At 73.4% G+C, this 14552-nt stretch carries 10 protein-coding genes; 7 read left to right on the top strand and 3 right to left on the bottom strand.

The window, feature by feature from the left end; genetic code table 11:
• Nucleotides 1–172 precede the first annotated feature (172 nt).
• Both E0504_RS13675 and E0504_RS13670 read right to left on the bottom strand, forming a co-directional pair.
• Nucleotides 173–3556: a pyruvate carboxylase gene (locus E0504_RS13675; RefSeq protein WP_112105506.1), complete on the bottom strand. Its 3384-nt coding sequence runs from the start codon at nt 3554–3556 to the stop codon at nt 173–175.
• A gap of 259 nt (nt 3557–3815) precedes the next feature.
• On the bottom strand, nt 3816–5261 hold the full coding sequence (locus E0504_RS13670) for a glutamine synthetase family protein (protein WP_243657509.1): 1446 nt from the start codon (nt 5259–5261) through the stop codon (nt 3816–3818).
• Between the two features lie 245 nt (nt 5262–5506).
• Between E0504_RS13670 and E0504_RS13665 the strand changes: the two genes are divergently transcribed.
• Complete coding sequence (locus E0504_RS13665) at nt 5507–6733, top strand: amidohydrolase family protein (RefSeq protein ID WP_243657506.1); 1227 nt, start codon at nt 5507–5509, stop codon at nt 6731–6733.
• A gap of 35 nt (nt 6734–6768) precedes the next feature.
• Here the strand turns inward: E0504_RS13665 and E0504_RS13660 are convergent, their stop codons facing one another.
• Complete coding sequence (locus tag E0504_RS13660; protein ID WP_131624685.1) at nt 6769–7965, bottom strand: RNA-guided endonuclease TnpB family protein; 1197 nt, start codon at nt 7963–7965, stop codon at nt 6769–6771.
• A 138-nt stretch (nt 7966–8103) separates the two neighbouring features.
• Here E0504_RS13660 and E0504_RS13655 point away from each other — a divergent pair, with 138 nt between their 5' ends.
• The 6 genes from E0504_RS13655 (at nt 8104) to E0504_RS13630 (ending at nt 14404) form a co-directional block, all read left to right on the top strand.
• Complete coding sequence (locus E0504_RS13655; protein ID WP_071064844.1) at nt 8104–8739, top strand: dTMP kinase; 636 nt, start codon at nt 8104–8106, stop codon at nt 8737–8739.
• A 203-nt stretch (nt 8740–8942) separates the two neighbouring features.
• Entirely contained in the window at nt 8943–9899 is a 957-nt protein-coding gene (locus tag E0504_RS13650; RefSeq protein ID WP_112108170.1) for an acyl-ACP desaturase, read from the top strand.
• A 169-nt stretch (nt 9900–10068) separates the two neighbouring features.
• Complete coding sequence (locus tag E0504_RS13645; protein WP_071064813.1) at nt 10069–10563, top strand: hypothetical protein; 495 nt, start codon at nt 10069–10071, stop codon at nt 10561–10563.
• Between the two features lie 231 nt (nt 10564–10794).
• Entirely contained in the window at nt 10795–11583 is a 789-nt protein-coding gene (locus E0504_RS13640) for a response regulator transcription factor (RefSeq protein WP_071064811.1), read from the top strand.
• Nucleotides 11580–13061, top strand: coding sequence for a HAMP domain-containing sensor histidine kinase (locus tag E0504_RS13635; RefSeq protein WP_112108171.1), 1482 nt, complete (start codon nt 11580–11582; stop codon nt 13059–13061). Before E0504_RS13640 ends, E0504_RS13635 begins: the two co-directional genes overlap by 4 nt.
• 281 nt (nt 13062–13342) lie before the next feature.
• On the top strand, nt 13343–14404 hold the full coding sequence (locus tag E0504_RS13630; RefSeq protein ID WP_112108172.1) for a hypothetical protein: 1062 nt from the start codon (nt 13343–13345) through the stop codon (nt 14402–14404).
• Nucleotides 14405–14552: the final 148 nt, after the last annotated feature.

The following is a 14552-nucleotide window of genomic DNA, read 5'->3' as shown; positions in this document are numbered from 1 at the left end:
GGTGCGACGCCCGTCTCGGGCCGGCGCACCGAGGTTCGGCGGCCAGGGCCTGGCCTCGGTGCGCGTCGCAGGAAAACTCCTAAGCTTTCAAGATCACAGCCTCGGCCTGAGGATAAGCCCCTAGCCTATGAAGATCGACTAGCTACGGGGTAGTGCGGCGGGCAACGTGCCGTCAGGGGCGCAGGATCAGGAGAAGGTCGCCGACCTCGACCGATTCGCCGCTGGAGCGGACGAGTTCGGCGATCTTCCCGGCGGCCGGGCTGGTGACCGCGGCCTCCATCTTCATGGCCTCGACCACGGCGAGTTTCTGGCCCTTCTCGATCTCGTCGCCGGCCGCGACGGCGAAGGTGACGATCCCGGGCAGGCCGGCGCCGACGTGGGTCGGGTCGGACGGGTCGGCGCGCCGGGCCGCGGTGGCCGTCGCCTTGATCGAGTTGTCGCGGACCCGAACCGGGCGGGGCTGGCCGTTGACCCGCAGGTAGAGGGTGCGCATGCCGGCGCTGTCCGGCTCGCCCACCGTCTCCAGCGTCACGATGATCTCGACTCCGGGTTCGAGCATGACGCTCGCCGGGCGGCCGGGGACCAGGCCGAACAGGAACGCCTCGGTGGGGATCACCGAGGAGTCGCCGTAGGTGGCGACGGCCTTGCGGTAGTCCTTCCACGGGCCGGGGAACAGCAGCCGGGACAGCGCCGCCCGCCGGCCGGCGCCGGGCTCGGCCAGCGCGGCGGCGTCCTCGGCGGCGAGGGTGGCCGCGGGCGGCTCGGGACGGCGGCCGGCCAGCGCCCGCTCCCGGAACGGCTCGGCGAAGCCGGCCGGGGGTGTGCCGAGTTCGCCGGCCAGGTAGCCCAGGACGCTGGCGGGCAGGTCGTACTCCTCGGGATGCTCACGCAGCCGGTCGACGTCCACCGAGCCGCCGGCGATGAACAGCGCCAGGTCACCGACGACCTTGCTGGTCGGGGTGACCTTGATCGGCTTGCCGAGCAGGTCGTTCGCGATCGCGTAGCACTCGGTGACCTGGGCCCAGCGGTCGCCGAGGCCGAGGCTGATGGCCTGCTGGCGCAGGTTGGTGAGCTGCCCGCCGGGGATCTCGTGCCGGTACACCGCCCCGGTCGGCGCGCGCAGCCCGGCCTCGAACGGCGAGTAGAGATCGCGCACGGCCTCCCAGTACGACTCCATCGCCGACAGCGCGCCGAGCCGGATGCCGGTGGCCCGCGGGGTGTGGTCGGTGGCGGCGACCAGGGCGGAGAGGTTCGGCTGGCTGGTGCCGCCGGACATCGGCGCGGCCGCCGCGTCGACGGCGTCCACCCCGGCCTCGTTGGCCGCGATCAGGGTGGCGAGCTGACCACCGGCGGTGTCGTGGGTGTGCAGGTGGACGGGTACGTCGAAGCGCTCCCGCAGCGCGGCGACCAGCGCGTGGGCGGCGGCCGGGCGCAGCAGCCCGGCCATGTCCTTGATCGCCAACACGTGCACGCCGGCCTGGACGAGCTGGTCGGCCAGGCGCAGGTAGTAGTCGAGGGTGTAGATCCGCTCGCCGGGGTCGGTCAGGTCGCCGGTGTAGCACAGGGTGCCCTCGGCGACGGCGTTCGTCTCCAGCACGGCGGCGATCGCCGGGCGCATCTGCTCGATGTCGTTGAGCGCGTCGAAGATCCGGAAGATGTCGAGCCCGGCGGCCGCCGCCTCGGCGACGAACGCGCGCACGACGTCGTCCGGGTAGGGGGTGTAGCCGACGGCGTTGCGCCCGCGCAGCAGCATCTGCAGGCAGATGTTCGGCACCGCCGCCCGCACCGCCGTCAGGCGCTCCCACGGGTCCTCGGCGAGGAAGCGCAACGCGACGTCGTAGGTGGCCCCACCCCAGCACTCCAGGCTCAGCAGGTTCGGGGTGAGCTCGGCGAGCGCGGGCGCGGCGGCCAGGATGTCGAAGCTGCGCAGCCGGGTCGCCAGCAGCGACTGGTGCGCGTCACGCAGCGTGGTGTCGGTGACCGCCAGCGCGGTCCGCCCCCGCAGGTCCGCCGCCCACCCGGCCGGCCCCAGCTCGGTCAGGAGCTGACGCGACCCGGCCGCCGGGGTGTCGGTCGGGTGCAGCGGCGGGAGCAGCGTGCGCGGCTCCGTCAGGGCGACCCCCGCCGGACGGGCGTGCCCGTTCACCGTGCTCTCCGCCAGCCGGGCCAGCATGCGGCTCGTCGCGTCCCCGTCGTCGAGGGCGTTCACCAGGCCGGGGCGCTCGTCGATGAACGAGGTCGTGACCCCGCCGGCCAGGAAGTCGGGGTCTTCGAGCAGCCGGCCGAGGAACTCGATGTTGGTGCGCACGCCGCGGACCCGGAACTCGCCCAGCGCCCGCCGGGCGCGCCGGGACGCCTTCTCCAGCGTCGAACCACGCGCGGTCAGCTTCACCAGCAGCGAGTCGAAGTACGGGCTGACCTCCGCCCCCGGGTAGGTGGCGCCGTCGAGGCGGACCCCGGGCCCGCCCGGCGACTGGTAGAAGGTGATCGTCCCGGTGTCGGGGCGGAAGCCGTCCGAGGGATCCTCGGTCGTCACCCGGCACTGGATCGCGGTGCCCCGCAGCGCGATCGCGTCCTGGGTGAGGTTCAGGTCGGTCAGGCTCTCCCCGGCGGCGACCCGCAGCTGCGCGGCGACGATGTCGACACCGGTGACCTCCTCGGTCACCGTGTGCTCGACCTGGATGCGCGGGTTCATCTCCATGAACGTGAACGCGCCGTCGGCCCCGACGAGGAACTCCACCGTCCCGGCGTTCACATAGCCGACGTGACGGGCGAAGCGCACCGCGGCATCACACAGTGCGTCCCGGGTCGACTCGTCCAGCGCCGGCGCCGGGGCGATCTCGACGACCTTCTGGTGCCGGCGCTGCACCGAGCAGTCCCGCTCGAACAGGTGGATCACGTTCCCGTAGTTGTCGGCGAAGACCTGCACCTCGACATGACGCGGCCGCTCCACCGCCTGCTCCAGGAAGACCGTGCCGTCCCCGAACGCGGCCGCCGCCTCGCGCGACGCACTCGCCACCGCCTCCGCGAGGTCCTCCGGACGCAGCACCCGGCGCAGCCCGCGCCCGCCACCACCCGCCGACGCCTTCACGAACAGCGGGAACCCGACCTCGGCCGCGGCCTCCTGCGCACCGACGCCGTCCGGCAGCGGCTCCGAGGCCCGCAGCACCGGCAGCCCCGCGGCGATCGCCGCGTTACGGGCCGCCACCTTGTCACCCGTCAGCCGCAGCACAGCCGGCGGCGGGCCGACGAACGTCACGCCAGCCGCCGCGCATGCCTCCGCCAGCACCGCCGACTCCGACAGGAACCCGTAACCCGGGTGCAGCGTGTCGGCGTCCGCCTGCTTGGCGACCCGCAACAGCGCGTCGATGTCGAGGTAGCCACGCACCGGATGACCCGGCTCGCACAGCTCGTAGGCCTCGGACGCCTTCGTGCGGTGCAGCGCGGAGACATCCTCGGGGGTGTAGACGGCCACCGTCCGCAACCCGAGCTCGTGCGCGGCCCGGAACACCCGAACCGCGATCTCACTGCGGTTTGCCACCAGTACCTTGCGCACGCGCGGCTCCTCACGAACGTCGGCGGTACGTCTCACACAGACCGAGGTCCGCCAATTCTGGGCGGATTCCCCGCCGGGCGCCAAAGGTCGTGACATGTGACGCCACCCGAGGGCATGGGTTTGCCTACCTGTGACTCGGTGGTACCCAACCACGCCGTCAGGCACGGAACCGTCCACACGCGCTGCGTCACCGGCCGGGCGCGGTCGCCGCGCCCGGCCCGACGCCGACCGATCGGCCCGGAAACACCGGAGGGTCGGCTCAGTAACGCCAGCGGAGCCGGTCGGCGATCTCGGCCGGATCCGCTCCGGCGAACAGCTCGATCTCGCCGCGGCGGACCGCGACGAGCGTCGCGTGCAGCTCGGTGCCCAGGGCGTCGCGCAGCACCTCGTCCGCCTCGAAGGCGGCGACCGCCTCGCCGAGCCCGGTCGGCAGCCGGCGGATCCCGCGTCGGGCGAGCTCCGAGCCGTCCAGGCTGGCCGGATCGCACCCGACCGGCTCCGGCAGGACAGCGGCGCCCGCCCGGCGCGGATCATCGAGGCACTCCAGGCCGGCGAGCCCGGCGGCCAGCACTCCACCGACGGCCAGGTACGGGTTCGCGGCCAGGTCGAAGCACTTGACCTCGACGTTCGCCGTCCCCGGCTCCCCCTCGGCCCCGACGATCAGCCGGATCGCGGCCTCCCGGTTCTCCAGGCCCCAGCACGCGAACGCCCCGGCCCAGTGCGACGGCACGAGGCGCAGGTAGGAGGCCACACTCGGGGCACCGAGAGCCATCAGGGCGGGCAGCCGTCCGAGGATGCCCGCGACGAACGCCTCGCCCGGCGCGGTGAGGCCGTACGGTCCCGTCCCGCCGGACATCAGACTCGTCCCGCCGGTGCCGGAGCGACGGACCTCACCGGCGCGGCCGCCGTCCCCGTCGCGGTCGCGGTCGCGGTCGCGGTCGCGGTGCAGGCTGAGGTGGAGGTGACCGCCGTTACCCACGCTGCCGGCGAGGACCTTGGGCGAGAACGAGACCCGCAGCCCGTGCCGCAGGGACACCGCCCGCACCGTCTCCCGGGTCAGCACGGCGGTGTCGGCGGCCCCGAGCGGGTCCTCCGCCGCGACCGACACCTCGAACTGCCCGGCGGCGTACTCCGGATGGATCTGCAGGACGGCGATCTCCTGGCTGGTCAGGGCGACGACCAGATCCCGCAGGTAGTCGGAGAGCTCGACCACCCGGGTCATCCCGTACGCGGGCCCGGAGCAGGCGGGGGCGAAGTCGTCCCGGCCGGCCGGGGAGACCGTCCACTCGATCTCGAACCCGGCGCGGCAGCGCAGCCCGCGCCGGGCCAGCCGCGCGGTCTGCGCACGGACGAAGGCCCGGCAGTCCTGCGCGTGCGGCCGGCCGGCGAGGTCGAAGCGGTCGGCCGGCGCCCAGGCCCAGCCGGGCTGTGCGTGCAGGCGGGTGAGCCGGCCGAGGTCCGGGCGCAGGCGCAGGTCACCGACCGGTCCGCCGGCGTACCGGGTGACGAGCGTGGAGTCGTCGACAAGGAACGCGTCGAAGGTCGGTGACGCGCCCACGCCGTGCGTCACCGCGTGGGCCAGGCGGCTCACCGGCACGCCCTTCATCCGGGCGATGCCGGCGTTGTCCACCCACGTGAGCGCGACCGCCACGACGTCCCGGGATGCCAGTTCGGCCGCCACCGACTCAGCCGCGTGGTGGTTCATGACCAGCATGATCCTCGAGAACAGGCCCGGTCGCACACCGGCACCGTCCACAGGCGGGTACACCCGAAATCCCCGGTAGACAGCGGACATGCTGGCTTTGCGGTTCGGTTGTCCCCAGACCGAGGGCATTAATCCACAAGTTATCCACAGGCTGTGACTGACGGTGGACGCCGGTGGCCGACTAACCTCCGTCAGCAGGCATGCGCGGGCAGTGAAACGGGCACGATCATGTGGTGCTGCCGTGCGTGGAGAGCCTCTCCCTGGTCGATCATCACTGTCACGGGCTGCTTCTGCGCGACCTCGACCGCCCCGACTTCGAGCGGATGCTCACCGAGGCCGACGAGCCGGGCCCGGCCGGGACGACCCTCTTCGACAGCCACATCGGGTTCGCCGTACGCCGCTGGTGCGCCCCCGTCCTCGACCTGCCCCGGCACGCCGCGCCGGACGTCTACCTCGCGCGGCGCCGGGAGCTCGGCGTCGAGGAGGTCAACCGGCGCTTCCTGCGCGCCGCCGGCATCGGCGCGTTCTGCGTCGACGCCGGCTACCTGCCCGAGCCGCTGACGTCGGCGACCGAGCTCGCCACCGCCGGCGGCGGGACGGGCCACGACATCCTGCGGCTGGAGCGCCTCGCCGAGGCGCTGGCGGTCGACATCCTCACCGGCCAGCTCGGGGTGACCCACTTCGCCGACACCGTCCGCGAGCGGGTGACCGGCGCGAGCCCGACGACCGTGGGCCTCAAGTCGGTCGCCGCCTACCGGGTCGGCCTCGACCTGCCGGCGACCCGCCCCACCGACCGGGAGGTCGCGGCCGCCGTCCGCGACTGGCTCGGCCTGATCCGCCGCGGCGTCCCCATCCGGCTCGCCGACCCGGTGCTGCACGCGTTCCTGATCTGGACGGGCGTGGACGCCGGCCTGCCGGTGCAGATCCACGTCGGGTACGGCGACGCCGAGCTCGACCTGCACCGGTGCAACCCGCTGCTGCTCACCGGCCTGCTGCGGGCCCTCGCGCCGACCGGGGTGCCGGTGATGCTGCTGCACTGCTACCCCTACCACCGGGAGGCGGGGTACCTGGCCCAGGTCTTCCCGACCGTCCACCTGGACGTCGGGCTCGCCGTGCACAACGTCGGGCGCCGCGCCCCGGCGCTGCTGGCCGAGGCGCTCGAGCTCGCCCCGTTCAGCAGGTTCCTGTTCTCCACCGACGCGTTCGGGCTCGCCGAGCTCTACCTGCTCGGCGCGCGGCTGTTCCGGCAGGCCCTGTCCACCGTGCTCGGCGACGGCATCGCGGACGGCGACTGGACCGACGACGACGCCCGGCGCGTCGCCGAGCTCATCGGAGCGGGCAACGCCCGGCGCATCTACCGCCTCTCGGAGCCGGGGCGCGAGACGACCGCCGTCACGTCGTCGCGTTCCTCCGGCCGGTCGAGCGGTCCCCGGGTCACCGCGCCGGCTCCCGCTACGCTTGAGGATTGTTGACGTCCTCCCCCGCTGAACGCGGGGGATTCCAACTCCTACACACCCACCAGAGGAGGTGTGGAGTGTTGAGGTTCGCGGTTAGCGGGCGCGGCCGACGTCGCCCCTCCCCGCGCGGTCACGGCCCGTCCAGCCGCGATGTTGCATGCCGCGTTCACGTCCGCGTTGGCCGTATGCCCGCAGGCGACGCACCGGAACACCGCTTGGCTCTCGCGGTTCCCGGGCGCCACATGCCCGCAGGACGAGCAACACAGGCTGGTGTAAGCGGCCGGGATCTTCTCCACCCGGCCGGGTGCTTTCTGTTCCAACCGCCGGGCAAGCAGACCCCAGCCGTTGGCGAGGATGCCCCGGTTCAGTCCGGCTTTCTGGCGAACATTGCGGCCCGGCTGGTCGACAGTGCCTCGGGCCGACCGGGTCATGTTCGTGATGCGGAGATCTTCCACCCGGATGACGTCGAACCGGCGGGCAAGATCGGTGGAGGTTCTCTCCACCCAGTCTTTCCGCCGGTCGACCTCCCGGGCCTTCACCCGGGCGATCCGGGTCTTCAGCCGGCCGCGCCGGTTCGACCCGCGTGTGGCTTTCGCCAGCCGGCGCTGGAGCCGGCGGAGCCGTTCGGCTTCCTTTGGCCTCAGCGTCGGGCAGGACAGCAGCTCCCCGGTGGACAGCGCCGCGGACACGGCGACACCCCGGTCCACACCGACGACCTCGCCGACCTGGCCGGTTCCCGGCGCGGGGATCGGGTCGGGTGCTACGGCGAACGCCACATGCCAGCGGCCCGCCCGATCCTGTGTCACCCGGTACGACCTGAAGTCCGGGATCGTCCGCGACACGCGGAACCTCACCCAGCCGACCTTCGGGATCCAGCATCGGGACCACTTCCGGTTCAGCGTCTCGACCCGCGCGTTCTTCCCCACGATCTGGAAACCCTCGGACCGGCCACGTTTCCGGAAGGTCGGGCGGCGGTGCGAGCCGTTGAAGAAGTTCCGCATAGCCTGGTCGAAGTCTCGAAGCGCCTGCTGCTGAACGGTCTGCGAACCGACCCGCAGCCACTCGAACTCCGCCCGCGCGTCGGTCAACTGCCGGCAACGCTCCGCATGGTTCGGCGCCTTTCCCCGGGAAGGCGTCCACCACGACTGCTGTTCGACCGCGAGATTCCAGACAAAACGCGCGTGCCCGCAGTGCTCTTCCATTCCGGCGACCTGTTCGGCTGCCGGGTCGAGCCGGTAGCGGGACATGCCCTCATTCTACCGAAAGGATTCGATCATGCGGCCCAGCAAGGGACGCCGTTTCCTCGCCGGGCCTGAAGGCCGGGGTATCCACGGCGAGATCCCGATGACCAGCACCCGGACCGACCAGCCTGACTGGCACCTCGGATGATCGTGGCGATCGAGGGGGTCGACGGCGCGGGCAAGAACACGCTGACGTCCCGGCTGGTCGAGGCGGTGACCGCGACCGGGCGCACCGCCGGCACCTTCGCCTTCCCGCGCTATGCCGCGGGCCCGCTGGGCACGGCGGTGCGGGCGATGCTCGACGGCGACGAACGGCTTGCCGGCCTGGCCGGTTCGGCCCGCGCGACCGCGCTGCTGTTCGCGCTCGACCGGGCGAACGCCCTGCCCGAGCTGGCGAGGTGCGTGGCCGCGTACGACGTGCTGATCGTGGACCGCTACCTCGGCTCGAACGCGGCCTACGGAGCAGCCCGGCTGCCCGCCCCCGAGCGCGCCGAGTTCCTCGACTGGATCGCCGAACTCGAGCTGACGCGGCTGGGCCTGCCCCGGCCCGACCTGCAGGTGCTGCTGGACGTCCCGGTGGAGACGGCGCGGGCCGGGGCGCGGGCCCGCGCGGCGGAGGACACCGCCCGGGCGTTGGACACCTTCGAGAGCGACGCGGGCCTGCAGGCGCGCTGCGCCGAGATCTACCTGTCGCTGGCCGCCGACGGCTGGGTCGCGCCCTGGCTGGTCGTCGACCGCGAGTCGGGCGCTCCGAAGATCCTCAGCGCACTGTTCGACTGACGCCGGACCCGACTGACGCCGGGCGCACCGTTCCGCGTTCCGCGGGACCCCGTTTCGTCCCCGAGTTGTCCCGGGATGGCGAGATGGTCCCTGACCGGTCGGACGGTAGCCAGCCGGAACTGTTTCCAGGGAACAGATCCGTCCCTGGATTCCACACCCTGCGGCCATGGCGGCGAATCAAGGCGCGATGGAAGAGTTCACCTATGGGATCACCTACGGACATCGATTTGTTGCGTGAGCTGGAACCGGTCGCCGAGACCAACGTCAACCGGCATCTCGGGCTCGCCGCCGAGTGGATGCCGCACGAGTACGTGCCGTGGAGCCTGGGCCGCGACTTCGACACGACCCCGTGGGAGCCCGGCCAGTCCTCGCTGTCCGAGGCCGCCCAGATGGCCTTCGAGGTCAACCTGCTCACCGAGGACAACCTGCCCAGCTATCACCGCGAGATAGCCGTCGCGTTCGGCCGCGACGGCGCGTGGGGGACGTGGGTGGGGCGGTGGACCGCCGAGGAGGGCCGGCACGCGATGGCCATGCGTGACTACCTCCTGGTGACCCGGGCGGTCGATCCTGTGACGCTCGAGCGTGACCGGATGCTGCAGATGCAGCGCGGCTACGACTCCGGCGGCAAGACCCCGCTGGAGGCCATGGCCTACGTGTCGTTCCAGGAGCTGGCCACCCGGGTCAGCCACCGCAACACCGGACGAGTCACCGGCGAGCCGATCGCCGAGAAGCTGCTCACCCGGGTGGCGGCGGACGAGAACCTGCACATGATCTTCTACCGGAACCTGGTGGCCGCGGCGCTGGGCCTGGCGCCCGACCGCATGGTCCCGGTCATCCGCGACGAGATCGTGAACTTCCAGATGCCCGGCACCGGCATCCGCGACTTCGGCCGCAAGGCCCGCTACATCGCCCAGGCGGGCATCTACGACCTGCGGATCCATCACGACGACGTCGTCTCGCCCATCCTTCGGCACTGGAAGCTCCTCGAGCTGGAGGGGCTGTCCGGCGAGGCCACGAAGGCCCGCGACGAGATCGGCGCGTTCATGGCCGGCCTCGACGCACTGGCCACCCGGCAGGAGGAGAAGAAGGCCGCCGCCCAGGCCCGCCGCGCGGCGCGCGAGGGCCGCGAGCAGCAGACCGCGGCGGTACCGGTCGGCTGAGCCGCTGCCGACCATCGGGTGAGCATCGGCTGAGCCGGGGGAACAGCCGATCCGGGGGAACAAGGGGGCGCTGTTCGTAACTGCTGCCCGACATCCGTAGTGTCCGTGGCGTGTCGGCCGGATCATCCGGTCGCATCAGCCCGACAACGGACGGAACGGACGGAGCGCAGTGAGCGAGCATCGCGGATCCGCGCGCCGGATCTCCCCGATCCAGGCGGCGTTCGGAGTGCTGGCGGGAATCGTCCTGCTGGTCGCAATTCTGCTCAGCCAGAAGGGCGGCAGCCCGGAATCCACCGCCGCGGCGCGGTCCTGCCAGGCCGGTGACGGCGGTTCCGGCACGCCGTGCCCCTCCCCGGCCCCGACAACGACACCCACCGGCGGCACCGCCTCCGGCACTCCGAGCCCGCCCGGCTCGGGCTCCGGGATCAAGCAGCAGGGGACCGCGCCGCCCGGCTCGGGTGCCGGCGACGAGACCGTCGCGGCGGGCGGCTCGGGCACCCGGCCGGCCGGCTCGACGTCCACGGCGGGCACCCGCCCGGCCGGGGCGTCGGGATCCGCGCGCTCCCCGCGGCCGCGCCCGGGCGGCGGCCACCGCCAGGAGCCGGTCCTCGACCTCCGGCTCCCCCCGGTCCCCGTGCCCACCTGCGTCGTCGACTGCCGCTGACACCGCGGCGCCCGTCCACCGCCGCTGACGCCCCGGCACCGCACCGCAGCCGCGCCGCACCGCAGCTGCGCCGCACCGGCGTCGGCGTCGGCGTCGGCGTCGGCGTCGGCGTCGGCGCGGTCTCACACGTTCCTCTCACGTCGTGCGGGTTTCCTCGGTGCACGCCGTGCCCCCGCCGGCCCGCCACACCGGGGCGCGTGCCCGGACGCCGGTTGTTCGAGGATGGGTGAGATGAGGGACGCATCGCGGCCGCCGCGGTTCGGCGAGGACGCCGCCAACCCGCCACGGCCTCCTCGGGTCCTGGTCGTCGACGACGAGCCCAACATCGTCGACCTCGTCCGGATGGCGTTGCGCTTCCACGGCTTCGACGTCGTCACGGCGGCCACCGGCCAGGAGGCGCTCACCCGAGCCGCCGCCGACCAGCCCGACCTGCTGATCCTGGACGTCATGCTGCCCGACGCCGACGGGTTCGAGGTGTGCCGGCGGCTACGCGCGGACGGGGCGGAGGTCGCCGTCGTCTACCTCACGGCCCGCGACGCGCACCGGGACAAGATCACCGGCCTCACCTACGGCGGTGACGACTACATCACCAAGCCGTTCGCCGTCGAGGAGCTGATCGCGCGGGTGCGGGCGGTGCTGCGCCGGACCCGCCGTCCCGCACCGGAGCCGTCGCCCGCGTCGGGCCTGCTCACCTACGCCGACGTCGAGCTCGACCCGGACGCCCACCTGGTACGCCGGGCGGACCAGCCGGTCGAGCTCTCCCCCACCGAGTTCTCCCTGCTGCGCTACTTCCTGCACAACCCGAACCGGGTGCTCTCCCGCGCCCAGATCCTGGCCGCGGTGTGGGACCGCGACTTTGACGGCGAACCGACCGTCGTCGACCAGTACGTCAGCTACCTGCGGCGCAAGCTCGGCCAGCACGGGCCGCCGCTCATCCACACCCAGCGCGGCTTCGGCTACGCCCTGCGCGCCCCCGCGCCCGCCGCCGGCCCCGGCGCCGCGCCCGAGCACTCCCGATGACGCTTCGCCTGAAGCTCATGCTCGGCCTGGTGGCGCTGACCGCCACCGGCCTCATCCTGACAATCGTCGCGACGGTCGTCGCCCTGCGCGGCTACCTCGTCGACCGCGTCGACGTCCGGCTGCGGGCCGTCGAGCAGGTCGCCCGGCTGCCGCTGGCCGCGGTGCTGGCCGGGGCGCCCACGGGCAGCCGGCCCGTGCTGGAGCGGGCGATCGCGCCCACCGACTACGTGGTGGAGGCCCGCCGGACCGACGGCGAGATCCTACGGGTGGCGGGTCCGGCGGACCGTTCCCCACCACTGCTCGCCGAGATCGCCACGGGGAAGGCCACCGGGGAGATCACTGGAGAGACCACTGGGACGACCGCGCCGCCGGCCGACGGCACCCCGTTCACCGTGACCCACAGTGGCGAACGGTACCGCGCGGTGCTCGACCACGTCCCCGGCGGCGAGGTGCTGATCGCCCAGCCGCTGGCGACCGTCCGGGACACCCTGCGCCGGCTGGTCGTCGCGGCGGCGGTCGCGGCGCTGGTCGTGCTCGCCGCCATCGCCACACTGGCCTGGCTGCTGCTCACCCGCGGTCTGCGCCCGCTGCGCGTCGTCGCGAGCACCGCGTCCGCGATCGCCGCCGGCGACCTGTCCCGCCGGGTGCCGGAGGGCCCGCCGCGTTCGGAGACCGGGCAGCTCAGCCGGGCGCTGAACATCATGCTCGGCCAGATCCAGGCCGCCTTCACCGCCCGGGTCGCCTCCCAGAACAACCTGCGCCGCTTCGCCGCCGACGCCTCGCACGAGCTGCGCACGCCGCTGACCTCGATCCGCGGCTACGTCGACCTGCTGCGCGCCGGGATGGTCCCGCCGGCCGAGACCGACGACACCCTGCGGCGGGTGGCCGAGGAGACCGCCCGCATGCAGACCCTCGTCGACGACCTCCTCTACCTCGCGCACCTCGACGAGCTGCGCCCCCGCGACCGGGTGGACGTCGACCTGGTCACGATCGCCGAGGACGCGGCGGCGAACCTGCGGGCCGTCGACCCCGCCCGCCCGGTCACCGTCGAGGTCGAGGCCGGTCCCGAGGCCGGCCGGCACGTCCTCGGCGATCCGGACGCGCTGCGCCAGCTGCTGGGCAACCTGCTGACGAACGCCCGCGTGCACACCCCCGCGGGCACCACGGTGACCGTTCGGGTCACCGGATGGGACGCGGCCACCCCGGCCCAGGACCGCGCGGCCGTCCTGGCGGTCGAGGACGGCGGGCCCGGCATGCCGCCGGAGGTCGCGCGGCACGTCTTCGACCGGTTCTACCGGGCGGCCGGCAGCAGGGCCCGGGGCCGCTCCGGCAGCGGCCTCGGGCTGTCGATCGTCGCGGCCACGGCGGCCGCGCACGGCGGCCGCGCCGAGGTGAGCAGCACCCCCGAGGGGGGCACGACCTTCCGGGTGTACCTGCCCGGGGGCGTTTCCGACCAGACCCCCGCTGACCAGGCCTGACCTGCCGCGGACGGCCCGTCCCGGCCCGTCCGAAAGGGGCGGAAAGGGCGGTCCGGACGAAGTCGCCTGCTGGCCCTGGGCGGCGCACCCGGGCCGACGTGAGGTCTGACACGGCATCCTGACGTACCAGTGGGTGCACAGGTAATTCTGTTTCTTCTCGCATCCGGCTCACAGGCGGACGGTGTGCGCTCGGCTCAGGACCCAGCCGAGCCCGGCCGACGTGAGCGTGATCAGACGAACACGAGCACCTGGCCTCCAGCACGGATCTTCGAGGAGCCGCCATGCCGCCCGCCACGCCGCCCGCCACCAGCCCGCGCCCATCCACGACCGCCCGGGGCCCGGTCGACCGGCGTCCAGCCGTCGGGGGCCGGGCCGCGCGGCGCGGTGTCCGCCGCTCCCGCACCGAGGCGGCCGTGCTGGCGGTGATCTGCGGCGCGGTGGTGGGCACCCTCGCCGACCGGCTGGCGGCACGGATCGCCGTGTCGCGGGCGAGCCGCCGCCTCGGCGGACGTCTCGGCGAGTTCGGCGCGACGGTCCGCGTGCGCCCGCCGAGCTTCCCGTACCTGCTCAACGCCGCCACCGGACGGCCGTCCACCCTGGAGCTCTCCGCGACCGCCACCTACGGTGAGCTGCGCCGCCTGCGCAGCGGCTGCGACGCCCACGGCAACACCTGGGACGACCCGTCCTTCGCGCTGATGTCGCTGTTCGGCGGCTACGCCGGGGTGTTCGGCGACTCCTGCGGCCCGATCGTCCGACCTGACCGGGCCGGGGGCGGTGCCGGTGGCCGGGCGCGGGGCGGAGTCAGAGGCGGCGACGGGGGCGCGCTCCCGACCGGCCGCACCGACGCGCTCGACGGCCTCGGCGACTCTGAGGGCCTCGGTGACCTCGGTGACCTCGGCGGCTTCGGCGGTCCGGACGGCTTCGGCGGCCTGGACGGCTTCAGCGGCATCGAGGGCCTCGGTGAGCTCGGGGGCCGTGGCGGCGTCGGGGACAGTTGCCGCGCGCGGCGGCCATCCCCCACCCGGTGGACCGAGATCACCTACGGCGGAGACGAACGACTGTCCATCGGCACCGAGATCGAGCTGCCGGACCGCTCACTGCCGGTACGGATCATCGGCACCCCCCTCGTCCGGGACGGCCGGCTCGCTCTGCTTCCCGAGGAGATCGTCCTGGGAAACCAGCGACTGCCCGGCGAGCTGATGACACCGGCGCACACCGCGGTCTTCGCCGAGCCGGTCGTGCTCCTGCCCTCCTTCCCCCGGGGCACCCGCCTCGCCGAGGTCGTCGCGACCCCCGAAGGCCTCCGTCTGCGCCTGGAGCAACGCGACCCCGCCCGCCGCTGACCACGGCGGCCGGGTGAGTCCCGGCTGTCACTCAACCGCCGCAGTGACTCGGCACCGTGCGTAAGGACCTGGCCGCCACGAACCGCGGTCGATCATGCTGTTCCGTGGAACACCAGAACGCCTGCGCCAACCGGCGCCGTACGTCGGC

Source organism: Parafrankia sp. BMG5.11 (genome assembly GCF_004337455.1).
This window is presented reverse-complemented; position numbering and strand designations above follow the sequence as displayed.

Coding starts and splice junctions, on each gene's coding strand:
- E0504_RS13640 (WP_071064811.1), top strand. CDS start 10,795: ATGAGGGACGCATCGCGGCCGCCGCGGTTCGGCGAGGACGCCGCCAAC.
- E0504_RS13660 (WP_131624685.1), bottom strand. CDS start 7,965: ATGTCCCGCTACCGGCTCGACCCGGCAGCCGAACAGGTCGCCGGAATG.
- E0504_RS13635 (WP_112108171.1), top strand. CDS start 11,580: ATGACGCTTCGCCTGAAGCTCATGCTCGGCCTGGTGGCGCTGACCGCC.
- E0504_RS13670 (WP_243657509.1), bottom strand. CDS start 5,261: ATGAACCACCACGCGGCTGAGTCGGTGGCGGCCGAACTGGCATCCCGG.
- E0504_RS13655 (WP_071064844.1), top strand. CDS start 8,104: ATGATCGTGGCGATCGAGGGGGTCGACGGCGCGGGCAAGAACACGCTG.
- E0504_RS13650 (WP_112108170.1), top strand. CDS start 8,943: ATGGGATCACCTACGGACATCGATTTGTTGCGTGAGCTGGAACCGGTC.
- E0504_RS13630 (WP_112108172.1), top strand. CDS start 13,343: ATGCCGCCCGCCACGCCGCCCGCCACCAGCCCGCGCCCATCCACGACC.